At 73.1% G+C, this 23,225-nt stretch carries 16 protein-coding genes; 7 read left to right on the forward strand and 9 right to left on the reverse strand.

Going from position 1 to position 23,225, the window contains the following annotated elements:
* Window positions 1-3 precede the first annotated feature (3 nt).
* The 7 genes from VIS07_06565 (at window position 4) to VIS07_06595 (ending at window position 11,288) form a co-directional block, all read left to right on the forward strand.
* Window positions 4-1,209 carry a glycosyltransferase family 4 protein gene (locus VIS07_06565; GenBank protein ID HEY8515155.1) on the forward strand — a complete coding sequence of 402 codons (1,206 nt, stop codon included), beginning with the start codon at window positions 4-6 and terminating at the stop codon, window positions 1,207-1,209.
* Window positions 1,206-4,226: a glycosyltransferase family 39 protein gene (locus tag VIS07_06570; GenBank protein HEY8515156.1), complete on the forward strand. Its 3,021-nt coding sequence runs from the start codon at window positions 1,206-1,208 to the stop codon at window positions 4,224-4,226. The genes VIS07_06565 and VIS07_06570 overlap by 4 nt, the downstream gene beginning before the upstream one ends.
* A gap of 2 nt (window positions 4,227-4,228) precedes the next feature.
* Window positions 4,229-5,098 (forward strand): methyltransferase domain-containing protein, encoded by an 870-nt coding sequence (locus VIS07_06575; protein ID HEY8515157.1) that lies wholly within the window; start codon window positions 4,229-4,231, stop codon window positions 5,096-5,098.
* Window positions 5,099-5,251: 153 nt separating this feature from the next.
* Window positions 5,252-6,409 (forward strand): amidohydrolase family protein, encoded by a 1,158-nt coding sequence (locus tag VIS07_06580; protein ID HEY8515158.1) that lies wholly within the window; start codon window positions 5,252-5,254, stop codon window positions 6,407-6,409.
* An 8-nt stretch (window positions 6,410-6,417) separates the two neighbouring features.
* On the forward strand, window positions 6,418-7,959 hold the full coding sequence (locus VIS07_06585; protein ID HEY8515159.1) for a bifunctional glycosyltransferase/class I SAM-dependent methyltransferase: 1,542 nt from the start codon (window positions 6,418-6,420) through the stop codon (window positions 7,957-7,959).
* Between the two features lie 250 nt (window positions 7,960-8,209).
* Window positions 8,210-9,073 carry a class I SAM-dependent methyltransferase gene (locus tag VIS07_06590; protein ID HEY8515160.1) on the forward strand — a complete coding sequence of 288 codons (864 nt, stop codon included), beginning with the start codon at window positions 8,210-8,212 and terminating at the stop codon, window positions 9,071-9,073.
* A 94-nt stretch (window positions 9,074-9,167) separates the two neighbouring features.
* Window positions 9,168-11,288 (forward strand): hypothetical protein, encoded by a 2,121-nt coding sequence (locus tag VIS07_06595; GenBank protein ID HEY8515161.1) that lies wholly within the window; start codon window positions 9,168-9,170, stop codon window positions 11,286-11,288.
* A gap of 17 nt (window positions 11,289-11,305) precedes the next feature.
* Here VIS07_06595 and VIS07_06600 read toward each other — a convergent pair whose 3' ends face one another.
* From VIS07_06600 to VIS07_06640, 9 genes are all read right to left on the reverse strand, one after another.
* The gene (locus VIS07_06600) at window positions 11,306-12,037 is read right to left on the reverse strand and encodes a polyprenol monophosphomannose synthase (GenBank protein HEY8515162.1); all 732 of its coding nucleotides are present in this window, start codon (window positions 12,035-12,037) and stop codon (window positions 11,306-11,308) included.
* Window positions 12,038-12,083: 46 nt separating this feature from the next.
* Window positions 12,084-12,854: a class I SAM-dependent methyltransferase gene (locus tag VIS07_06605; protein HEY8515163.1), complete on the reverse strand. Its 771-nt coding sequence runs from the start codon at window positions 12,852-12,854 to the stop codon at window positions 12,084-12,086.
* Between the two features lie 6 nt (window positions 12,855-12,860).
* Window positions 12,861-14,177 carry an MBOAT family O-acyltransferase gene (locus VIS07_06610; protein HEY8515164.1) on the reverse strand — a complete coding sequence of 439 codons (1,317 nt, stop codon included), beginning with the start codon at window positions 14,175-14,177 and terminating at the stop codon, window positions 12,861-12,863.
* On the reverse strand, window positions 14,174-15,259 hold the full coding sequence (locus VIS07_06615) for a hypothetical protein (GenBank protein ID HEY8515165.1): 1,086 nt from the start codon (window positions 15,257-15,259) through the stop codon (window positions 14,174-14,176). Before VIS07_06615 ends, VIS07_06610 begins: the two co-directional genes overlap by 4 nt.
* Before the next feature lie 70 nt (window positions 15,260-15,329).
* A complete protein-coding gene (locus tag VIS07_06620) occupies window positions 15,330-17,573 on the reverse strand; it encodes a hypothetical protein (GenBank protein HEY8515166.1) in 2,244 nt (747 codons plus the stop codon).
* Entirely contained in the window at window positions 17,570-20,041 is a 2,472-nt protein-coding gene (locus tag VIS07_06625) for a sulfatase (GenBank protein ID HEY8515167.1), read from the reverse strand. Before VIS07_06625 ends, VIS07_06620 begins: the two co-directional genes overlap by 4 nt.
* Window positions 20,038-22,125, reverse strand: coding sequence for a hypothetical protein (locus tag VIS07_06630; protein HEY8515168.1), 2,088 nt, complete (start codon window positions 22,123-22,125; stop codon window positions 20,038-20,040). Before VIS07_06630 ends, VIS07_06625 begins: the two co-directional genes overlap by 4 nt.
* Window positions 22,122-22,769: a class I SAM-dependent methyltransferase gene (locus VIS07_06635; protein HEY8515169.1), complete on the reverse strand. Its 648-nt coding sequence runs from the start codon at window positions 22,767-22,769 to the stop codon at window positions 22,122-22,124. Before VIS07_06635 ends, VIS07_06630 begins: the two co-directional genes overlap by 4 nt.
* Window positions 22,766-23,200 carry a DUF2304 domain-containing protein gene (locus VIS07_06640; protein ID HEY8515170.1) on the reverse strand — a complete coding sequence of 145 codons (435 nt, stop codon included), beginning with the start codon at window positions 23,198-23,200 and terminating at the stop codon, window positions 22,766-22,768. Before VIS07_06640 ends, VIS07_06635 begins: the two co-directional genes overlap by 4 nt.
* Window positions 23,201-23,225: the final 25 nt, after the last annotated feature.

Here is a 23,225-nt window from a genome sequence, read left to right on the forward strand (position 1 = left end):
CTGATGCTCAACGAACGGGACCTGAGCCACCCGCTGGCGGGCGGCGTCGAGGTCCACCTCGAGGAGATCGCGAGCCGGCTCGCGGCGCGCCACGGCATCGAGATGACCGTGCTGTGCGCCGCATTCGAGGGCGCGATCCCGGACGAGCGGCGCAACGGCATCCGCTACGTGCGCTTCGGCGACCGCGGCTTCAGCTACTACGCGGCGCTGCCGCGGCGCGCGCGCGCCGAGCTCGAGTCGGGCGGCTACGACCTGATCGTCGAGAACCTCTGCAAGCTGCTGTTCTTCTCGAGCGTCTACCTGCCCGGCGTGCCGAAGCTCGCGCTGGTGCACCATCTCTTCGGGCTGAGCGCGTTCCGCCAGGTGTCGGTGCCGATCGCGAGCTACGTCGTCGCGACCGAGGCGCTGCTGCCGATCGCCTACCGCGGCTGGCCGTTCGTCGTGGTGTCGCCGAGCACGCGCGACGATCTCGTCAAGCGCGGAATTCCGCGGCGCAACATCCGCGTCGTGCCGAACGGGCTCGACCACGAGCGCTACCGGCCGGGCGCGTCCGTCCCCGAGCAGGACCTGGTGGTCTTCGTCGGCCGGCTCGAGCACTACAAGGGCGTCGACCTGCTGCTCGACGCGTGGCCGCGCGTGCTCGCGACGCGTCCCACGGCGCGTCTCGTGCTGATCGGCGAGGGCACCGCGGGTGCGGCGCTGCGCGAGCGGGCGCGCACGCTGCCGTTCCAGGACAGCGTCACGTTCACGGGGTTCCTGCCCGAGGAGGAGAAGGTCGCGTGGTTGCAGCGGGCGACCGTGCTCGTGCAGCCCTCGCGCAAGGAAGGGTGGGGGCTCACGGTGCTCGAGGCGAACGCGTGCGGCACGCCGGTCGTCGCGACCGACGTGCCCGGGCTGCGCGACTCGGTCCGTCACGGACGCACGGGGCTCCTCGCCGCGCCGAACGCGACCTCGCTCGCGGGCTCGCTCTCCGCCGTGCTCTCCGACGGCGCGCTGCGCGCACGCCTCGCGCGCGGCGCGCGGCAGTGGGCGCTGCGCTTCACGTGGGATCACGTCACCGAGGCGTTCGCCGAGATCCTGCGCGCGGCGGCGGCGCGCCAGCCGCTGCCCGAGGTGCGCGACTTCCTCGCCATGGGGCGCGACACCGACGAGCGCGCGCCGGGCGCCGACGCGGTCGCGGCGGTGGAGCGCGTGCAGGTGAGCGGATGAGCGGCGGCGCCGTCGCGGCGGCGCCCGAGCGGCGCTGGGCCGACGCCGTGCGCGCGGGCTCCGCCGAGAGCGCCGCACACGGCGCGTGGGCCGCGACGCTCGCGGTCGGCGGGCTCAGCGGCGCGCTGTTCCTGCTCTTCGTCGGCTACGGCTACAACCTCGAGGACGAGGGGACGGTCCTCTACCAGATCCTCCGCACCTTCCGCGGCGAGCGTCCGTACCTCGACTTCCACACCGGCTACACGCCGGCGGTGTTCTACCTGAACGCCTGGCTGTTCGAGGCGTTCGGCGTCTCGGTGCTGCCGATCCGCGTCGTGCTCGCGGCGGTCAACGCGATCGCGGTGATGCTGATCTTCCGGCTGTCGCTGCGCGTCGCGCCGCCGCTCGAGTCTGCGCTCGCGGCGCTGACCTACGCGATCTTCATGCCCTTCTTCCAGGGGCAGTTCGCGTCGTTCAACATCCCGTACCCCGCCTGGTACGCGGTCGCCGCCTGGCTCGGGGCGCACCTCGCGAGCGTCAAGGCGGTCGAGAGCGGGGGCTCGCGCGGCTGGCTCGCCGCGGCGGGCGCGCTCGCGGGCGTCGCGTTCTCGTTCAAGCCGAACACCGGCGTGCTCGCGCTCGGCGCGGTCGTGCTGGCGCAGATCCTGGTCGCGGCACCGCTCGCCGGCGCGCTCGGGCGCGCGCTCGAGCTGCTGGTCCTGGCGGTCGCCGCGTTCGCGGTCTTCGCGGTGCTCGCCTTCGACGTCGTGACGCCGCAGTTCGCGCTGCTCGGCGGGCCGATCCTGGCGCTGGCCGCGGCCGGCATCTGGATGCGCTGGACGCGGCGTCCTCCGGGGCGCGAGCGCACGCTCGGCGCCGGCGTCGTCGACGCGTGCGTGATCGTCGCGGCGTTCGTCGCCGTCAACCTGCCGTGGCTCGCGTACTTCCTGCCGCAGCTCGGGCTCGCGGGCTTCGCGCGCGAGGTGCTGCTGCTCGGCGCGGGCGTCGAGCGCATCTACCTGCTGTACTTCCCGCGTCCGAGCCCGTGGGGCGTGGCGGTGATGATCGGCCTCGTCGTGGTCGCGGTGCTGCCGTGGCTGCTCGCGCGCGGCACGGTCGGCATGCGCACCGTGGTGGCGCTCGCCGCGATCGCGACGATCGGCGGCGTCGCCGCGCTCGCCCTCTTCGGCCTCGCGCCCGAGGGGCTGCTGGTCTCGATCATCCTGCAGCTCGAGGTGCTGAGCTTCCACCTGATCCCGCTGCTGCTGTGGACCGCGGTGCTGGCGATCGTCTGGCGTCTGCGCTCGCTCGAGCGGGCCGACGACGGGCGCTTGCCGCAGACCTTCGCGGTCGGCGTGGTCAACGCGGTGTTCGCGCTGCTGCTCTTCCTGCAGCTCTTCCCGCGCATCGACTTCATGCACGTCGTGATCAGCATGCCGTCGGCGCTGGTGGTCGGCGCGGGCGCGCTCGCGCGGCTCGAGCGCTGGTGGGGCGAGCAGCTCGGCGGCGCGTACGGCTGGGACGAGGCGCGCCGCCGTCGCGCGGCGCGCTGGACGCGGCTCGCCGCCTGCGCGCCGATCGTGCTCGCGCTCGTCATCCGCGCGGTGCCGTTCGCCGACGCGCGGCTGCGCGTCACGCCGGACGTCGCGCTGCGCGCGACGACGTCGCTCGGGCAGGACGCGATGCCGATCGTGATCGAGGAGGACCGCGACCGCGACCTGCGCGAGCTGCGCGCGGTCGCCGACTTCGTCGCCGGCGCGACGCGGCCCGACGAGCCGATCTTCGTCTTCCCGGCGCTCGCGATGGTGCCGTTCCTCACCAACCGGCACACGCCGGTGCCGCACGACTACTTCTTCGCGGGGCGTCCGTCGCACGCCGACGAGGCGGCGATGGTGGCGGCGATCGAGCAGGCGAAGCCGCCGCTCATCGTCACGCTGAACGACCGTCTCGGCTACTTCTCGTCGTCGCCCGCGTACTACTTCATCCTCCGCGACTACGCGCAGCGGAACTACCAGCTCGTGCGCCGCATCGGGCGCTACGACGTGCTCGCGCGCCGCGACCTGCTCGACGCGCACCCCGAGTGGCGCGAGCCGGTGCAGGAGGCGGGTCTCTTCGACGCGACCTACGCGCGCGGCAAGTACGCGAGCGAGCTCGCGGTCGCGGGTCGCATCGCGGAGAGCGGCACGCCGCTCGACTTCGCGGGCTTCGCGCCGCGGCTCGCCGACGTCGATCGCCGCGTGCGGCAGGCGGTGGCGGCGGCGATCGACGCCGTCGCGGCGCGCGACCCGGGCGGCTACGCAGCGATCGAGGAGGTCATCGCGACCACGCGCTCGGCGAAGCTGCTCTATCTCCGCACGCTCGGCGAGTACGGCGCGCCGGCGGCGCTCGGCTACCTGCAGGACGTCTTCCTGCGCGAGCGCGGCCGCATCCGCTGGGAGGCGGCGCGCTCGATCAACTTTTTGCTTGCAAGGCAGCTCTCGGCGCGCTTCAACCTGGTCGAGCCGGTGCGCGGGCCGCTGCTCGAGCTGCCGCCAGAGCTCGCGGTCGACGCGCTGGTCGCGCCGATCGACGACTTCGTCGAGCGTCAGCGCATCGGCCCGCTCGCGGCGCTGGCGGCGGCGCGCGCCGGACGGCAGGACTTGAAGCCGCAGCTCGACGGCTACTGGGACCGCGACGAGACCACCTGGTGGAAGATGCTCGCCGCGTTCGCGCTGTTCCAGCTCGGCGACGACCAGCGTCTGGTCACGCTGTTCGATCTGATGAACGAGGGCACGCTGCCCGGGCAGTTCGTGCCCTCGATCCTGCTCGATCCGCAGGTCGTGGCGCCCGACGTCGCGGCCCGAGCGGTCGTCGACCGCATCGCCAACGGCAGCGCGGAGGAGCGCGAGACCGCGGTCTGGATGGTGCCGTTCCTCGCCGCGAACGGCGCGGACGGCGCCTGGGCCGCGGTCGAGAAGGCGGTCGGCGACCCCGACCCGTGGGTCCGCAACGCGGCGCGCTGGGCGCTCGAGCAGCGCGCCGCGAAGGAGGGATCTTGAGCGTGCAGCAGCAAACCGGCGGCGCCCCGGCCGCGGACGCGACGGCGGCCGCCGCGGCCGCGCGGGCGTCCGCGTGGCAGGTGCCCGAGGCCTACACCGGCGAGCGGCTCGCCGCCGAGGACGCGCGCTTCGCGCCCGACATGGCGCGCCACCTCGCGGCGTACCACCTGGTCGCGCCGTTCGTCGCGGGCAAGCACATCATGGAGGCCGGCTGCGGCGAGGGCTACGGCGCGGCCTTGCTCGCGCAGCACGCCGCGCACGTCGTCGGCGTCGACTACGACGCGGACGCGCTCGCGCTCGCGCGCAAGCGGCATCAGGCGCCGAACCTCGAGTTCCGGCACATCAACCTGCTCGAGCTCGCGCGCCGTCAGCCGGGCGAGTTCGACGTCGTGACCAATTTTCAGGTGCTCGAGCACCTCGACGATCCCACACCCTTCCTCGAGGCCGCCGCGGCGTGTCTCAAGCCGGGTGGGCTGCTCGTCCTGACCACGCCGAACCGGCTCGCCAGCGTGTCGGAGAACCCGTACCACGTGCACGAGTACGTGGCCGACGAGCTGCGCGCGCTGCTCGCGCGCTTCTTCGCGCACGTCGAGGTGCGCGGCATCGTCGGCAGCGAGCGCGTCTACGCGTTCGAGCGCGCGCGCGGCGCGCAGGCGCAGCGCATCCTGCGCCTCGATCCGCTCGGCCTGCGCAAGCTTCTCCCGCAGCGCTTCGTGCGCTGGGCGTTCGCGCGTCTCGCGCTCCTCGTGCGCTCGCGCGTCGCCGCGCAGAACGCGGATCTCGTCCAGCTCACCCCCGCCGACTTCACGATCGCCGAGTCCGAGCCGCCGCAGTGGATCGATCTCCTGGCGCTCGCCCGTCGGGGGTCTTGACGCGCGGGCGAGGCGCGGGCAACAAACGTTCGTTCGCCTTTCGCGGGCGGGGGCGCCGGCACGCCGCGTCCAGCGCTTCGCTGGAATTCCAAGGGAGACACTGTACCCTCGCGTCTCAGCGACCGAAGGGACGTATCGGGAGAAGGAAGGGAAATGGACGCCAATCAGCTCATCTCGGCGGACTCGCACGTCGTCGAGCCGCCCGACCTCTGGAAGAAGTGGCTCGCGCCCGAGTTCCTCGATCGCGCACCGAAGCTGGTGAAGGACTCCGCGGGTGGTGACGCGTGGCAGTACCGCCCGGGGACGCCGCCCGTGCCGCTCGGGCTGGTCACGACGTACCGCGGTCGCACCTACGAGTCGTTCCGCTGGGAGGGCGCGCGCTACGACCAGGTCAACGCGGGCGCCTGGGACGGCGCGGCGCGCCTCAAGGAGCAGGACGAGGACGGCGTCTCGGCCGAGGTGCTCTACCCGTCGCAGCGCACCATGCGGCACTTCATGCTCGACGACGACGACGAGTTCCACCTCGCCGGCATCCAGGCGTACAACAACTGGATGGCGAAGGAGTTCATGGCGGCCGACCCGAAGCGCCTGATCGGCCTCGCGCAGATCCCGAACCTCGGCGTCGAGGCGGCGATCAAGGAGATGCGGCGCGCCAAGGAGCTCGGCATGCGCGGCGTCATCCTGTCGTCGTGGCCCGCGGGCGCGCCGTCGCTGTCGAAGGAGGACGACGAGTTCTGGAAGGCCGCGGTCGAGCTCGACATGCCGTGCTCGATCCACCTCGGAACGGTGTCGAAGGCGTCGGCCGCGAAGGCGACCACGACGACCGGCAAGTTCGAGCCGACGGGGCTCCTCACCTCGGGCCAGAAGACGGTCGCGACGTACTCGATCGCCGGGCTCGACTCGATGCCGCCGATCATCGCCGAGACCATCATGTCGGGCCTCTTCGACCGCTTCCCGAACCTGATCTTCGTCTCGGTCGAGGCCGGCGCGGGCTGGGTACCGTTCCTGCTCGAGCAGATGGACGACCGCTGGTGGCGCAACCGTCACTGGGCGAAGGTCGAGCTCGAGATGCTGCCCAGCGAGTACTTCCGGCGGAATTGGCGCTTGACGTTCGTGCAGGACTTCTACGGCGTCCGCAACCGGCACGACGTCGGCGTCGACAACATGATGTGGTCCACCGACTATCCGCACCACATCTCGGACTGGCCGTACTCGCGTAAGATCGCGAACGAGATGTTCGCCGGCGTGCCCGAGGAGGAGCGCTACAAGATCTGCGCGGGCAACGCGGCGAAGCTGTACAAGCTGATTTGAGGCGGCCGATGCGTGCCGCGTCCTCCATCGTGACGGGCGCGGCACGCGCCGCCAGCGACATGGAGCCGAACCAAGTCCTCTCCGCAGCACCGCGCCGGCCGACGTTGAGCGTCATCGTGCCGGTGTACAACGAGCGCGCCACGATCCGTGAGATCCTGCGCCGTGTCGCGTGCCGTCCAGAGGTCGACGAGCTGATCATCGTCGACGACTGCTCGACCGACGGCACGACCGAGGTGCTGCGCGACGAGCAGGCGGCGGGCTGGCCCGCGCTGCGCGCGCCGAACCGTCCGCTGCCGCGCATCAAGCTGTTCCACCACGAGGTCAACCAAGGGAAGGGCGCCGCGCTGCGCACCGGCTTCAAGCACGCGACCTGCGACGTCTTCCTGACCCAGGACGCGGACCTCGAGTACGACCCCGCGGACTACGAGAAGCTGATGCTGCCGATCTACGACGGCCGCGCCGACGCCGTCTACGGCAGCCGCTTCGCCGGCTACCCGCGTCGCGTCCTCTTCTTCTGGCACTCGCTCGGCAACAAGGTCCTGACCACGCTGTCGAACATGCTCTGCAACCTGAACCTGACGGACATGGAGACCGGCTACAAGGCGATCCGTCGGGAGATGGTGCAGGCGATGGTGCTGACCTCGAACCGCTTCGGCATCGAGCCGGAGATCACGGCGAAGCTCGCGCGGCTGCGCGCGCGGATCTACGAGGTGCCGATCTCGTACAGCGGCCGCTCCTACAGCGAGGGCAAGAAGATCGGCTGGAAGGACGCCGTGTCTGCGGTGTGGACGATGCTGCGCTGCGCGCTGACCGACGACCGCGAGGCGATCGATCCGCTGCACGCGACGCTGCGCCGCATGGCGGCGCTCGACCGCTACAACGCCTTCCTGTTCGAGCAGATCCGCCCAGCGATCGGGCAGCGCGTGCTCGAGGTCGGAGCGGGCACCGGCAACTTGACGCAGTTCCTGCGCGACCGCGACGTCGTGGTCGCGACCGACGTCGACGCGGACTACGTCGAGCTCCTGCGGCGGCGCTTCGAGCACCACACCAACGTCGACGTCGCGCTGTTCGACCTCGGCGCCGAGCCGCCGCAGCGTCTCAAGAGCACGCGCTTCGACACCATCATCTGCTTGAACGTCCTCGAGCACGTCGCCGACGACCGCGGCGCGCTCGTGCGCCTGCGCGAGCTGCTCGAGCCCGGCGGACGGCTCGTTCTGCTCGTGCCCGCGCACCAGGCGCTGTACGGCGCGATCGACGAGGCGATCGGCCACCACCGTCGCTACCAGCGCGACGCGCTGCTGCGGTTGCTCGACGAGACCGGCTTCCGCGTCGAGCGCCACATGCACGTCAACGCGACGTCGATCCCGGGCTGGCTCTTGAACGGCAAGCTGCTCAAGCGGCGCAGCGTGCCGGGCATGCAGGCGCGGCTCGCGAACCGGCTGGTTCCGCTCTACCGCCTCGAGCGCAAGCTCAACCTGCCGTTCGGCCTGTCGGTGATCGCGATCGCGCGGCGCGACGATGCGCCGGCGGTCGCGGCGGCCGGGTCCTGAGCGGCAGATGCCGTGGCGCAGCTCGAGCCTCCGCGCGCACCGCTTCTGGCGCGGCGCGCCGGCTGCGGAGGCCGAGCCGGCGTCGCGCGCGCACGTGAGCGCGCGTCGCGCGGTCGCCGGCGCGGGCGCAGGCGCGTTGAGCGGTGGTGCGACGCCTGCGTACCTCGACGACGAGCCGGCACACGAGCACGAGGCTGAGCACGACCACGAGCGCGCGGACGCTTCTTCGCCGCCTCCTGCACCGCCCGCCGTGGCGCCGCTGCGCTGCCGCGCCTGCGGCGGCCCGGGCACGGCGCTGTTCGTCAAGCGCGGCTTCGTCGTCGCCGCCTGCGCCGACTGCGGCTGCCACTTCGTGCCCGATCCGGTGCCCGCCGCCGCGACCTACGACGAGGCCTACTTCGCGGGCGAAGGCGAGTGCGGCTACGGCGACTACCTCGCCGACCGCGAGCTGATCCTCGCCAACTTCGCGCGCCGCGCGCGCTGGATCGCGAGGCTGGCGCCGGGCGGGCGCGTGCTCGACGTCGGCGCCGCGTACGGATTCTTCGTCGCGGCGGCGCGCGCCTGCGGTTTCTCGGCGTGCGGCCTCGAGCCGGTCCCCGCGTGCGCCGCGTTCGCGCGCCGCGAGCTCGACGTCGACATCTTCACCGGACGCATCGAGGACGCGCCGCTGCCCGCGGGCTCGTTCGACGTCGTCACGCTGTTCGACGTGATCGAGCACCTGCCGCAGCCGCTCGTCGCGCTGCGCCGCATCCGCGAGCTGCTCACGCCGGGCGGCATCGTCGTCGTCGAGACGGGCGACCTGGGCGGTCTCCTCGTGCGGGTCATCGGCTCGCGCTGGTACTACTACGACCCGCCGCAGCACCTGACGTACTTCAGCGTCGAGAGCCTCGAGCAGCTGCTGGCGCGCGCCGGCTTCGCGCCGCCGTGCGAGGTCGGCTACCTCGGGCGTGCAGTGTCGGTGCGCAACTTCTGCCACCAGCTCGGGCGCGCGCTCGGCGACGGCGTGCTCGGCGCGGCGAGCCGGCTCGTGTCGCGCTCGCCGCTCGCCCACTGGACGTTTCCGGTGACCGACCGCGGCAACGCGTTCGTCGCGGCGGCGCGCCGCCTGGCTTGACGGACGTGGCCGGCGCGTCGCGCGCACGACGCCGGCCCGGCGCGCGCGAGCGGCGCCGCGGCGGCGACCGGGTTCCGGGGAGCACGGGGAGCTGATGGCGCGGCTCTTTCTCGCCTGGACCACGGCGCTCGCGATCGCGTCGTGGCTCGGCGTCACGCTCGCGGAGCTCGAGGCGTTCTCGCCCTGGCCGCCGCTCGTCGCCGCGGCGCTCGCCTTCGTCGCGTGCGTGCTGCTGCTGCGCGGCGGTGGAGCAGGGTGGCTTCCCGAGCGCGCCGCGGCGCTGCCGGTCGTCGCGCTGCTGCTCGGCGCGACGCTGTGGCCCGTCGTCGACACGACGCTGCTCAGCCAGGACGCGAGCGTGCACCGCGCGAGCGGCCGCTGGCTCGCGCGCACCGGCTCCCTCGCCATCCCGGACGACACCTTCGCGGCGCTCGACGAGGACGGGCGGCTGAAGCTCTTCGGCGGCGCGAGCGTGAGCCCGAGCCGCGTGTCCTTGACGCGACTGCCGGGCGGCATCGTGCTGCCCGACACGCACGGCCACGTCGCGTACCCGAGCTTCTCGCACCTGCTCGCGGTGTGGATCGCGATCGCCGACGGGATCGGCGGTCCGGGCGCGATCGATCTCGTCGGACCGCTGTTCGCGGTGACCGCGTGGTGGGCGGTCGGGCTCGTCGCGCTGCTCGACGCGGGGTTGCTCGCTGCGCTCGCCGCGCCGCTGCTGCTCGCGGCGCTGTTCCCCGAGCACTGGTTCGCGCGCTTCCTGATGCCGGAGATCCTCGCGCAGGCGCTGGTGTGGTCGGGCGTCGCCGCGGCGCGCCTCGCCGTGCGGGCGGAGGAGCTCGGCGCGGAGCACGGACGCGCGCGCTGGGTGGCCGCGGCGGCGTGCGGGCTGCTGCTCGGCGTCGCGGGTTTCGCGCGCCTCGAGCTGTTCTGGGTGTTCGTCCCGGCGCTGCTGGTCGCGCGCGCGCTCACGCGCGGCGACCACCGGCTGTTGCCGCGCGGCGCGCTTCCGGTGTTCGTCGTGGTCGCGCTGCACGCGGTGCTGCACCTCTTCGTCGTGCCGACCGACTACGCGAACCGCATCTTCAAGCAGGTCGTGGGCGCGACCTTTCCGCTCGTCGTCTTCATCAACGACCTGACCGGGCAGAACGGCCCGCTCACGCTGTTCCTCATCTTCTACGTCATCCCGGCGCTGCTGCTCGCGGGTGGGGTCGCGTTCCTGTGGTTCGCGACGCGCGTCGAGCGGCGGCGGCCGGGATTCCGCGTGCGCGCCTCGGCGGCGCTGGTCGGCCTGCCGTGGCTCGCGCTGATCTACCGCCACGGATTGCCCGAGCACTTCCCGGCGCTGCGCTCGCTGGCGCTCTACGTGCCGTGGCCGACGTGGCTCGCGGTCGGCCTCGGCGCGCTGCGCCTGCCGCGCTGGACCGGGCTCGATCTCGCGCTGCTGCTGCTCGCGCTCGATCAGGTCGTGCACGCGCGCGTCACCGACCTGCAGCCGTGGGCGTCGCGCCGTCTGGTGACGGTGGTGTTGCCGCTCGTCGTGCTGGCGGCGGTGCGGGCGCTCGCGTCGGATCGCGCGCGAGCGCGCTTCGACGAGCAAGGGGAGGGCACCGTGCACGGGTCGACGACGGTCACCGTGCCGCCGGCGGCGGGGCCGCTCGTGCGGCCCGCGCTCGAGCGCCGCGTCGCCGCCGCGCTGATCGCGCTCGCGACCGTCGTCGCCGCGCTGCGGCTCGCGCCGGTCGTCGGACGCGAGCTGCAGTCCGGCGGTCGCGCGCTCGCGGCGCGCGTCGCCGAGGCGCTGCCCGACGCGAACCGCGCCTACGTGATCCTCGCGCAGCCGCTCGACTGGGTGCACCTCGCGGCCGCGCTGTGGCTCGGCGAGGGGCCGATGACGCTGGTCGCGCGCGAGCAGCCTTGGTTCGAGGGCGCGCTGCACAGCTTCCTCGCGCAGCCGCTCGACCGGCCGCTCTACGTGCTCGCGGGCGAGGTCGCGCCCCCCGGCGCGGCGCCCGATCCGTCCGCTGCCGTGCCGCCGCTGCCCGACGCGCTCGAGCTCGAGCCGATCGAAGATTTTGCTTGGCGGACGTCCTTCCTGGCCACGGCGACGGAGCGCCGGCCGAGCGAACTCGAGGAGCGCAGCCTCGCTATGCGCCTCTACCGCGTGGTGCCGCCGTCCTCGACGCCGGACGGCTCGACCGCGGCCGCGCCCTGATCCGCGCGCGCTGCGCGTCAGACCTTCGGTCGCCTGCGCGACCCGCCTTCCCACAGGCCGAGCCGCATCTTCCACGGCGTCACCATCGAGCGCGCGATCTCGGCCTTCGAGATCTTCGACGTGCCGGCGCGCCGCTGCGTGAACACGATCGGCACCTCGACGCCGCGCAGCCCGGCGTGCACGACGCGGTACTTGAGCTCGACCAGGAACGAGTAGCCGTCGGTCTTGATGCTCTCGAGCCCGATCTCGCGCAGGGCGCGTGACGTCAAGCACTGAAATCCGCTCGTGCAGTCGCGAAACGGCATGCCGGTCACGACGCGCGCGTAGGTGTTGGCGAGCTGGCTCAGGATCAGCCGCGACAGCTCCCAGTTCACGACGCTGATGCCGTTCATGTAGCGCGAGCCGATCACGAGGTCCGCGTTCGCCGCGCCGCCGACCAGCGCCGGCAGGTACTGCGGGTCGTGCGACCAGTCGCCGTCCATCGAGATGACCGCGTCGTATCCCTCCTCGAGCGCGCGCTGGAACGCCTGCCGGTACGCGCTGCCGAGCCCGAGCTTGCCCGGACGGTGCATCACCTTGAGGCGCGGCTCGGCGGCGGCGAGCTCGTCGGCGAGCTGCCCGGTCCCGTCCGGCGAGTTGTCGTCGACGATCATGTAGTCGGCGCCGATCGGAGACGACAGGACGGCCGTGCAGAGCGCCTGCAGGTTGTCGCGCTCGTTGTAGGTGGGGGTGACGACGAGGATTCGCATGCGGGCGCCCAACCGTCGCATATCGGCAAATGCGCCGCCAGCGACGCTAGCCGCTGCGCGTCGCGTGGACCACGACGTACGACCAGCGCGAGCGCGGCAGCACGCGGGACACCGCATTCTCCAGCGCGTGGAGCATCCGCACGACCGCCGCAGACGTGCCGAGCCGCGGCAGGCCGAAGCGGTGGTGCAGCACCAGGCGGTCGAGCGGCAGCGGCGCCGCCTCGGTGAACGCCACGTCGCGCAGCGGTAGCCCGCCGAGCAGCTCCCGCAGCCAGCGCGCGTCGGAGCGCGCCGCGCCGCGCTCGGCGGGCACGAGCGCCATCTGCAGGCGGATCAGCGGATTGCGCGCGTTGGGCTCGATCAGCACGAAGCGTCCCGCCGGACGCAGCACGCGGCACGCCTCCTCGAGCGCGCGGCGCGGCTGCGGCAGGTGGTGCAGCAGGTCGCGGATCAGCACGGTCGCGAAGCTACCGTCGGCGAACGGCAGCGCCGCGGCGTCGCCGCACGTGAAGCGCGCCGCGGGCACCTCGCGCGCCGCGAACGCGAGCTTGGCCGCGAAGGCGTCGAGGCCGAACCAGCGGCCGCCGTGCGACGCCGTGCTGCCGTCCGCGGTCAGGTGCAGCAGGTTCGCGCCCTCGCCGCAGCCGACCTCGAGCAGCGGCGCCGCGCAGCCGCGCAGCACGTCGCGCACGAAGGCCGCCTCGCGCGGCGCGAAGCCCGGACCGCGCGTCTGCCAGAGAAAGTGCTCGACGTCGGCGGTCGCGAAGTGGGCTCGCTGACGCGCGAGGAACGCGTCCGGTCGCTGCTCTCGGGTCATCGCGCCTCAGGTGATGAACAGGACGCGTAGCAGGATCTGCCAGCACTGGCTCACGTCGACCCACGGCGGCAGGAAGAACGGCACCCAGGCGATCGCGACGAAGCCGAACGCCATCGCCTGCGCCGCGCGCAGACGGAGCTCGGAGGGTAGCCTCGTCGCGAGCGCGGCGCGCACCGGCTCGAGCGCGGGCGCGTTCGCCCACCAGCGCCCCGCGACCACGGCGACGCCGTTCATCAGGCCCCAGACGATGAAGCCGAGCCACGCGGACGGCGGGTACGCCTCGAGGCCGAGCACCTTGAGCGCGCCCCAGACGTGCCACAGCCCGCTCACCAGGAACGTCGCGAGCACGTTGAACGCCGCGTGACGGCGGTTCCCGCCGAGCGGGATGTAGATGTACTCGCGCAGCCAGATGCCGAACGAGATGTGCCAGCGACGCCAGAACTCCGCGACCGAGCGCGAGCGCCAGGGGCGGTCGAAGTTCTCCATCACGTCGAAGCCGAGCGGACGCGCGAGCGCGAGCGCGACGTCGGTCCAGCCCGAGAAGACGATGTAGAAGGTGAAGTACAGCTCGACGATCCAGAGCCAGATGCGCGGGTGCGACACCGCGAGACCGCCGGTCGCGAAGATCGTGTCGTTCTCCTGCGCGAGGTAGAGGACGCCGAGCATGACCTTCGTCGAGCCCCAGAGGAAGCGGACGAAGCTTCGCCCGAGCAGCCGCAGCCAGTCGCGCAGCTCGCTCCACGTTCCGACCGCGGGCCCGGGTCGGCGGTGCGCCGCGAGCTGCTCGGTGCTCTCGATCGGACCGTTGATGAAGGTCGGGAAGAAGAGCGTCGCGAGCAGGTACTCGCGCAGCGTGCGGCGCGGCGTGCCGCGCGCGCGCCGGTCGACGACGTACGCGATGCAGCGCAGCCACCACACGTTGGTCGCGAACGACCAGAACTCGCGCATGTGGCTCGTGTTGCCGGCGAGCGCGTCGCCGAGCAGCCAGGGGTAGGCGGCGAGCGCGATCAGGAGAACGACGGAGAGCGCGACGCCGCCGCGTCCGGGCACGTGCTCGACGGTCGTCCAGAGGCAGACCGAGTAGACGAGCGCCGCGAGCCCGACGCCGAACGAGCCGAGCAGCATGATGCTCGCGACGCCGAGCGCGACGATCACCCACTCGCGCACGCGGCGCTCGAACGGCGTCGCGACCAGCGCGAGCGCGAACAGCACGATGCCGTAGAGCGCGTAGTGCGCGAACAGGCTGTGCCGCGCCTCCCAGAGGCCGAGTCGAAGGTCGACGAGCTCCGCGGCGAGGCGCGGGCCGATCTGCTCCAGGCTCATAGGCGATGCGCGCGCACCACGGTCGGGGGCCAGAGCCCCTTCTCGGCGAGGAGGTTCCAGATCTCGTGGCTCGCGAGGAAGTGGCCGTCGCGGCCCCAGCGCGCGTCGCCCGGGATGCAGAGCTCGGCCTCACCGCGGGAGCTGCGCTCGAGCTCGGCGAAGCCGCGCGTCAGGTCGACGCAGGGTGCGACCTCGCTCAGCGCGTCGCAGAGCGACGCGCCCTCGGCGGGCGGCGCGAGCGACGGACAGCGCGGCGTGATCGCGATCGCGAGCTTGGCGCCCGCCTCGCGGCTCACCTCTGCGATGCGCGCGACGGTGTCGCGCAGCCGTGCGAGCGCTGCCGCGCGCTGCTCGGGCGATGCGAGCGGCGTCGGCGGCTCGATCTCGACCGCCGTGCCCGCGCGCACTGCCGGCCGTCGCGCGGCCCAGCGCGCGAGGCCGGAGAGGTCGATCAGGCCGCTCGCGGGAGGCACGTCGCCGGGCGCGAGCCGCGGCTCGGGCGGATCGAGCGCCGCGGCGAGGTCGTGCTCGGGATCGATCAGCAGCACGACGACGTCGGGCGACCAGGCGAGCCCGCGGCGCTCGAGGAAGCGCAGCGACTCCGCCGCGCCGTAGCCGGGGATCGTGGCGTTGATCGCCGCCACCTTGGCGCCGCGCCGGCTGTCGGAGAGGTGTGCAAGCCGCACCGAGAGGCGGTCGGTGCGCGTGAGGCCGACGCCATCGGCCACCTCGCCGCCGAGCAGCAGCACGCGCACCTCGCCCGGACCCTTGGCGAGCGGCCACTCCTGGTCGTGCAGCCCCTGCGAGTTGATCGCGAGCGGCGCGCTCCAGCGGCGCGGGGCGGCGAGCGACCCGCACGGGTGCAGCGTGACGGTCAGCCCGGGCGTGAACGTCCAGCCGACCTCGGGATCCGCCGCGAGCAGCAGCGCCTGCTCGTCGGCGCAAACCGGCGGACCCTCGATGCGCGCGACGACCTCGGCGGACAGCAGCGCCAGCACGAGGCCGAAGCCGGCGACGACCAGCCGCGGCGCCCGCGCCTGCGGACCCACGATGCCGCCGCTGCTCGCAGACCCGGCTCGCATGGAGCGCGACACTAGGTTCCGGACGTGGGGGTTCGCAAGCGCGCCGCGGTGCGCGCGCGGCGCGTCGTCTCTACTTGACGCCATCGCGTCGCGTCTGCTCGCGCTGGCGCGGCTCGCGCAGCACGACCGGCACCGTCACGCTCGCGAGCGGCGCGTCGAGCCCGTCCTGAACGAGCTGCACGTCGAGCTGCCAGGTGCCGAGCTCGCCCGCGGGCGGGGTGACGAGCAGCGTGGTGTCGAGCGTCGAGCGCGGCTCGACGTCGTGCAGCAGGCGCGACGGCGGTCCCGGCGGCTGCTGCGCGCCCGACGGCGACGTCCAGCGGTAGGTCAGCGCGACCAGCCCCTCGCCGCGCACGCCGAGCGCCGGCCAGCGGCAATCGCTGTCGTTGGCGATCGTCACCGGCACGCGGCGCGGCAGCGGGACCGGCATCATCTGCGGTGGGGCGGCGACGGAGACGAGGCGCGCTCGGCGGCACGCGGGAGCGAGCGGCGTGGTCGGCGTGCCTTGCAGGGTGTCGGCGGCGGGCTTGCGGCTGCGCGCCAGCACCTCGTCCGCGAGCGACGGTCCGCTCGCGCGCGTGACGCGGTAGACGTCGACGTCGCCGAAGCTTCGCACGAGCTCGAGCCCCGGCAGCTCGCGCTCGCGCCACGGCTGCGCTTCCTCGCGCGTCATCTCGTTGCGGTGCACGATGACCCACTCGAGGTCCGAGACGCGCGACAGCAGATCGATCGCGTCCGGGCGCGGCATCTCGCGGATCCCCGCGGCGAGGAGCGGCGCCGACGTCGGCGGGTACGCGGTGTAGCCGTTCACCAGCGGACGCCAGTGGATCGTGCTCGCGACCATGTAGCGGCCGTTGCGCAGGTTGCCGACGACGTCGTCCGCGCTCGCGTTGCTCGGCACCTCGAGCACGGACCCGGACCCGGGCTGCGCCGCGAGCCAGCGGTAGACCTCGGGCGCCGCGTCGCCGAGCCGCGCCGGCACGACGGGCGTCGGACGCGGCGCCGCGGCGACGACGCAGCCGAGCACGAGGGCGAGCGCCAAGCCGGTGCGCGGCGCAGGCGAGACGCTTCGCGTCCAGCGCGCGAACGCGAAGCCGGCGAGCGCGGCGAGCGCCATCGCGATCAGGATCACGAAGCGGAGCGGGACGCGCACCGACGAGAAGCCCGGCACGAGCTCGTAGAGCGCGAGGTACGGCATCGGGATCGACAGCCCGCCGATCTCCAGCACCGGGCCCGTCGCGAGCACGGCGGCGGTCGCAGCGACCACCCAGAGCGCGCGCTCGGGCGCCGTGAGACGCCGCGCCACGCCCGTCAAGCGGCTAGCGAGCCGCACCAGCAGATCGCCGAGGACGAGCGCGAGCGGCACGAGGCCCGCGCGCTCGAGGAAGCGCGAGGAGAAGTAGTCCCAGGGCGGCAGCGAGAACGCCCGGATCATCGCCGGGTCGTGCGCGGGGATCATGCCCTCGGCGCGCGCGCGCAGGTAGGGCAGGGCGACCGGCACGAGCGCGAGGAGGCCGCCGGCGAAGGCCACCGCGAGGCCCGCGACGGCGCCGGCGCGACGCTCGCGCATCCCGAGCAGACGCACGGCCGCGTACACCGGCACCGCGATCAGCGTGAAGAAGCCGACGTAGACGCAGGCCAGCGCCTGCAGCGCGATCGACGCCGCGAGCCCGACGAGCATCACCGCGCGCCGCCGCTCGAGCCAGAGGTCGACGAACAGCAGCGCGAGCGGCAGGTACTGGATGCCGAGGTACTGCGGCTGCGGGATGGTCGCGGCGCGGAACGAGGTGAAGGTGTAGGCCGCGCCCGCGAGCAGCGCCGCCGCGAAGCTCCGCGTGTGGTGGCGGACGAAGAGGAACATCCCGACGCCCGACAGCACGAAGCTCTCGAAGACGAGCGCCTTGAGCATCGTGAGCGCGTTGCCCGTGAGCGCGAGCACCGGCGCCGTCACCGGCAGGTGCGCGAGCATGTTCTCCGAGCCCGCGATGGTGTTCGGCGCCGGGTGGAAGATGTTGCCGTCGTAGAGCGCCGCCGGATTCGTCAGCACCGCGTGCGCGATCCACGCGAGGATCCAGACGTTCAGGTAGAGGTCCGCGTCGGCCATCGTGCCGTACGGACCCGGCGCGTGCGGAAACGCGTCGCGCGCGAGGAACCACGGACGCAGCACCCACGGCGTGGCGAGCGCGTAGAGCAGCGCCGCAAGGAGCGCTTCGCCGACCACGCGGGCGCGCGACGCGCGCGGCGGCGCCGCGTCGCGCGGCCCGTGCTCGCGCGGGACGTCGCGCTGCGCGTGCCGCGGCGAGCCCTGGGTCATTGCAGGTAGCCGAGGGCGCGCAGCTTCTCGCGCAGCTCGGGATTCTCGATCTCGGGCATCTCGCCGAGCTTCTCGCCGGGGTAGCGCCAGACGCAGACCCGCACGCCGCTCGGCGGCGCCTCGCAGTCCGGCTCCGTGGTCGTGGTGAACGCCGGATCCGCGACGTTGACCACGTCGCTCGACGCCGCGGTGCCGTTCGGGCCGAGCGCCAGCACGGCGCGCGACACCGGCGAACCCGAGACCAGAACCTCGAATCTGATCTTGTCGTCGCGCTGGATGTTGCGCGGGCTCAGCAGGCGGTCGAAGCGGAAGCCGGTGCCGCGCGCGTCGACCGTCGCCTTGGCGGTGAGCTTCTCGCCGTCGGCGGACAGCGTGAGCCGCGGGTCGCCGTGCGGCGAGGTGCGGTCGAGGGTGAGGAACGTGCCGCTGCGCGGCTCGCTCGAGAGGCGTACCTCGACCGGCACGCTGCCCGACTGCGGCCCGACCACCTTCACCTGGTAGCCGCGCTCGCGCAGCACCTGGCGCGCGGCGTCGAGCTTCGCCTGCAGCGCGGCGACGTCGTCCGGACGCTGCGCCGCGAGGTCGTGGCGCTCGTCCGGGTCGCTCGCGAGGTCGAAGAGCTCGCGCTTGCCGGTGTCGAGGCTCTCGATCAGCTTGAGGTCGCCGCTGCGGACCGCGTAGCGCGTCGGGAACTGCGCCTGCGTCGCGGTCGCGACCATCTCGTCCGCCGGCAGGTCGGCGTTGGCGACCACCTCGGCGAGCGCGCGTCCGGTGAACGTCGCCGGACGCTCGAGCTTCGCCCAGTCGAGCAGCGACGGCCCGACGTCGAGCATGCGCACCGGACGCTCGACGACCGTGCCCGGCGCGCCGAGCCCCGGCACGCGGACGATCAGCGGCACGTGCAGCAGCTCGTCGTACAGGCTCTGCCCGTGGAAGAAGCGGCCGTGATCCCAGAACTCCTCGCCGTGGTCGGCGGTGACGACGATCGCCGTGCGGTCGAGCTCGCCGCTCTTCTCGAGGAACTCGATCACGCGCGCGATCTGGTCGTCGATGTAGCGCAGCGCGCTGTCGTACAGCGCGATGATCTTTTGCTTGTCGGCGTCGTCGTATCGGCCGGCGTCGGCGCCGTCGACGTCGGAGAAGGTGTCGCCCACCTTGCCCTGGTAGGCCGGGTCGGCGAACGCGCGGATCTGGTCCGCGGGCGGGCCGTACGGCGTGTGCGCGTCGAGGAAGTGCAGGTAGAGGAAGAAGCGATCGTCGCGGTGCGTCTCGAGCCAGGTGAGCGCGCGGTCGACGATCGCGCGCGCGTCGAGGTCGCCCGAGATCATGACGTCGAAGGTGCCGGGCGGCTCGGCGTGCTTGCCCTGACCGAGCCAGAGCGGGATCCAGACCTGGTTCACCACCGCGGCGCTCGGCACGCCGGCCTGCGCGACCGGCTCGAGGAACGTCTCGTCGTCCTTGGTCGGGAACAGCGTCGAGGTGAAGAGCTGCGGGATCGAGGGCAGCGTCATCGGCGCGTTCGCGTAGGCGCGCGCGAAGCGCACGCCCTCGGCGGCGAGGCGATCGAGCGTCGGCGTCGTCGGCCGCGGGTAGCCGTAGGCGCCGACGTGGTCCGCGCGCAGGCAGTCGATCGTGATGAGCAGCACGTTGAGGCCGGGCGCGGCGTCGCCGGCGCGCGTCACGATGCGCGGCGTCGAGAGGTAGACGTTGGTCTCCTTCGCCTTCGCGGCGTCGCCCTCGTTCAGCACGCGGAAGGTGAGCGTCGCCTTCTTGCCGGCGAAGGGCGCGAGGTCGATGCGCTCGTCGAACCAGCGACGGTCCGTCGGAACGTTGCGGATGTCGATGCGGCGGTCGTAGAGGACGTGCGTCTTGCCGTCGGCCTCGGCGAGCTCGATCTGCACGCGGCCCGGCTCGGCGAGCTCCGGCAGCTCGGTCATGAACGCCGCCGCCTGGAAGGTGACGCCGAAGACCAGCTCCGCCTCGGGCGGCACCTCGACCGGCATCGACATGCTGCTCGGCGAGGCCATGCGGACGCCGGCGCGCGTCTCCTTGTGCGCGCCGCGGTAGACGAGCTGAACGCCCTCGGGCGGCTGGCCCGCGGCGGCGAGGGCGACGATCAGGTCCCAGGACGTGCGGCGCTCGGCCTTCGTCGCGGACGCGCTCGCTTTCGCGCCGGCGCTCGCGGCCGGTGTGGCTGCGGCGCTCGCCTGCGGCGCGGAGGTCGCGGCCGTCGCGGACGCGGCGCTCTCCGGCGCGCCGCTGGCGCTGGCCTGCGGCGCCGGCGGCGTCGTCGCGCGCGCCGACGCGCCGATCGCAAGCAGCGTGAGGAGCAGGAAGAGGGTGCGTACGGCCCGGCGCCGAAGCATCCGCGCGACGCTACCATGGTCCGCCTTGCCCGGCGACCCGCGCGTGACCGAGCCCGGACGCGAGCGCGCGTCGCGGATGATCCGTGCGGCGAGAGCGCTCATGGGTCGACCACCTCCACCGTGCGCGTCGCGAGCACGACCTCCGGCTCCTCGGCGCGCGCGATCGCGAGCTCGTACGTGCCCGCCTGCTCCGGCGTCGGCAGGTCCATCGGCACCTCCAGCTCCGCGCCCGGCGCGATCGCGAGCGGCAGCAGCTCGCGCGCGCGGATCTCCTGCGCGAGCCGTCCGTCGGCGTGACGCCAGCGCACCACGAGCTCGGAGGGGACGAGCGGGTCGGGGTGGCGGAAGATCTCCGCGCCGCGGTTCGCGAACGGCACGTCGAGGGTGACGCGCGCGCCGCGGCGCTCGACGCGCAGCGGCTCCGCGGGCGCGGGCGCGAGCAAGGAGAAGTCGGTGCGCACGGGAGTCGGTGTCGAGAGGCGGTAGGCGAAGAAGCGCGCCGAGCGGCCGACCGGGCGCATGCGCTCCCAGTTGTCGAGGTCGCGCAGGCCGTCGAGCAGCCCCTGCAGCGCCGCCGGCAGGAGGCGATCCTTCTCGACCATGACGGTGCCGAAGCCGAGCGCCGCGAGCGCGTCGGAGGCGCGGCGGTCGGGAAGCTGCTCGGCGAGGCGCTTCACCTGACGCAGCGCGGGCGTGACGAAGGAGTTGTAGCAGGCGGCGGTGGCGCGCGGGTCGTACGCGTTGAGCAGCAGGTGCTGCGCGAGGCTGATGCTGTTGCGCCCCTCCATCTCGGGAAAGGGCACGTCGAGCACCGCGCCCTCGGCGACCCGTCGCAGCAGCGCGACGTCGCGCGCGTCTGGGCTCGCCTGCCAGGCGGCCAGGCGGAACGAGGGCGTGGCGTACATCGGCCCGGCGAAGGGCGGGAAGTAGAGCGACAGGAGCGCCAGCGCGGTCGCGACCGCGGCGCTCCCGATCGCGAGCGCGCGTCCGCGCCGCTCGATCAGGACCAGCATCCCGTAGCCGGCGAGGAAGGCCCACGCGAGGTTCGACACGATGCCGACCGCGGTGAGCGCGCGCACCGCGCTCAGCCCGGGCACGTAGGGCTTCAGCGCCACGATCGGCGACGGCACGAGGACGTCCGTGAACGGGATCGGGATCCCCCTCGTCGACGCCCACACCAGCACGAAGCCGCAGAGCAGCATCGCGAGCCGCGGGTCGTCGCCGCGCAGCGGGCGCGCGCGGCGCAGCCGGTCGACGATGCCGAGCGCCGCGAGCCCGAGGACGAGCGCGCCGGGGAAGTAGATCGATCCCCAGCGGTAGTCGCGGAACTGCAGCATGGTCGAGCTGCGGCCCTCGAGGAGACCCCAGGTCGCGCGCGTCTCGAGGTAGGGGCCGAGGACGACCCAGGCGGTCGCGAGCACGAGCGCGGAGGCGACCGCGATCTTCGGCAGCAGCGCGACGAGCCGCGTCCGGCTCCGCCACGCGAGGTGGGTGCCGTAGATCAGCACCAGGAACGCGCAGGCGAGCAGCGGATAGAGGCTCTCCATCACCTCGAGGCTCAGGAAGAGCGCGAACAGCACCGCGTCGCTCAGGCGTCCGACCGTGAACAGGCGGTGCAGGAAGAGCAGCATCAGCGGCGCCCACAGGTCGCCGTGCACGTAGGGATGCGACGGGTCGACGATGCGGCTCGGCACCAGCTCGAAGAGCAGCCCCGCGACGAACGCCGCCGCCGCGTTGCGCGTGAACGCCCACGACAGCGCGTACATCGTCAAGCCAGGAATCCACAGCGTGAGCCAGAGCGTCAGGTTGTAGGTGAGGATCGGATCCCCGGTGAGAGCGTACGGCAGCGCGGCGAGCAGACCCGTGCCGAACATGTGCTCGCCGAGCGTGTACGAGCGCGGCATCGGGTAGCACTGCCCGAAGCCGTCGAGCAGGTTCCACGGCTCGCTGGTCAGCAGCGCCGCGTTGCGGATCACCACCGACACCACCATCGACTGGTCGCGGTGGTCGAGGCGCGTCAGATCGGCCTTGGGCGTCGAGTTCCAGTCGAGCAGCTCGGGGTACGGCAGCAGCCGTCCGGGCGACGGCAGCACCGCACGCAGGACGAACAGCGCGACCAGGCCGTAGGCGATTGCGGCGAGCAGCGCGCACCACGTCGCGCTGCGGCCGGAGCCGGGCAGCTTCAATCCTTCTCCAGCACGACGAGTTGCGAGATCGCGATCAACGGCACGCGATAGGGGAGGCGGGTGAGCAGCCGGGCGATCGGCAGCGGCGTGACGTTCGGGAAGAGCAGCCCGCAGCGCTGCGGTCGCGCGCGACGTCCCGTCGCCGCGTGCACGAGCCGACGCAGGTGTCCCGGCGAGAACAGCAGCGAGCGCCGCTCCTCCTCACGCGTCAGCCCGAGCACGATGTGACCCGGGTTGATGCGGTTCGGCTCGAACACGACGAGCCGCCGCCGCGTGACGCGCCACATCTCGCGCAGCGCCGCGACCGGATCGTCGAGGTGGTGCAGGAGCTCCCAGCAGGTGACGACGTCGAAGCCGCCGTCGTCGAAGGGAAGCTGCGTCGCCGAGCAGCGGACGCGGTCGCGCACCGGGTTGCCGGTCAGCATCCCGGAGGCGTAGTCGCACGCGACGACGCGGATGCGCTCGGGGTAGTAGGCGCTCGAGAAGCCGCTGCCGGCGCCGACGTCGAGCAGGCTCGCGACGCCGTCGAGCGCGCCGCGCGCCTCGAGGTACTCGACGCGCTGGCGCGCGAACAGCTCGACCACCGGGTGGTCGCTCGGGCGGTAGCGTCCGCCCGTCTCCCAGAAGGCGAGCTGCTCGGTCATTGCTCGCCGGCGGCGCGCTCGCCGTCGCCGCCGGACGTCGCCGCGAGCTGCTGGCGCAGCAGCGCCACCTCCTGCGCGAGCAGCTTGACCTGCAGGCTCAGGCCCGAGAGGCGCACGGCGTAGTTCAGGCACACGGTGAGCAGGAAGACGAGGCCGAAGAAGAACAGCGTCGAGCTCGGCGTCCAGGCGCCGACGAGGCGCGTGAGCAGCCGCACGGCGTCGAACCAGATGCTGAGCACCATCGTGCCGACCGCGACCACCGTCCAGATCGGCGTGTACTCCTCGCGCAGCCGCCCGCGCCGCACCAGCACCAGCACCGCGACGAGGAACGCGGTGCACAGCAGCAGCGCCAGGATCCTCGTGCTCGTCGCCTCCGGCTGCTCGATGGCGAGCCGGCGCAGAGCGTCGACGTCGATGGTCGTTTGGTTCATGGCGATCCTCTGCCGGTCGTTCGCG

The organism is Candidatus Binatia bacterium (assembly GCA_036563615.1).
Taxonomy (GTDB): domain Bacteria; phylum Desulfobacterota; class Binatia; order UBA12015; family UBA12015; genus DATCMB01.

Bases quoted from the DNA above. Each gene is read 5' to 3' on its own strand.
- VIS07_06570 (HEY8515156.1), top strand. From the start codon at position 1,206: ATGAGCGGCGGCGCCGTCGCGGCGGCGCCCGAGCGGCGCTGGGCCGAC.
- VIS07_06595 (HEY8515161.1), top strand. From the start codon at position 9,168: ATGGCGCGGCTCTTTCTCGCCTGGACCACGGCGCTCGCGATCGCGTCG.
- VIS07_06585 (HEY8515159.1), top strand. From the start codon at position 6,418: ATGCGTGCCGCGTCCTCCATCGTGACGGGCGCGGCACGCGCCGCCAGC.
- VIS07_06625 (HEY8515167.1), bottom strand. From the start codon at position 20,041: ATGAGCGCTCTCGCCGCACGGATCATCCGCGACGCGCGCTCGCGTCCG.
- VIS07_06605 (HEY8515163.1), bottom strand. From the start codon at position 12,854: ATGACCCGAGAGCAGCGACCGGACGCGTTCCTCGCGCGTCAGCGAGCC.
- VIS07_06615 (HEY8515165.1), bottom strand. From the start codon at position 15,259: ATGCGAGCCGGGTCTGCGAGCAGCGGCGGCATCGTGGGTCCGCAGGCG.
- VIS07_06600 (HEY8515162.1), bottom strand. From the start codon at position 12,037: ATGCGAATCCTCGTCGTCACCCCCACCTACAACGAGCGCGACAACCTG.
- VIS07_06565 (HEY8515155.1), top strand. From the start codon at position 4: ATGCTCAACGAACGGGACCTGAGCCACCCGCTGGCGGGCGGCGTCGAG.
- VIS07_06580 (HEY8515158.1), top strand. From the start codon at position 5,252: ATGGACGCCAATCAGCTCATCTCGGCGGACTCGCACGTCGTCGAGCCG.
- VIS07_06610 (HEY8515164.1), bottom strand. From the start codon at position 14,177: ATGAGCCTGGAGCAGATCGGCCCGCGCCTCGCCGCGGAGCTCGTCGAC.
- VIS07_06635 (HEY8515169.1), bottom strand. From the start codon at position 22,769: ATGACCGAGCAGCTCGCCTTCTGGGAGACGGGCGGACGCTACCGCCCG.
- VIS07_06620 (HEY8515166.1), bottom strand. From the start codon at position 17,573: ATGACCCAGGGCTCGCCGCGGCACGCGCAGCGCGACGTCCCGCGCGAG.
- VIS07_06640 (HEY8515170.1), bottom strand. From the start codon at position 23,200: ATGAACCAAACGACCATCGACGTCGACGCTCTGCGCCGGCTCGCCATC.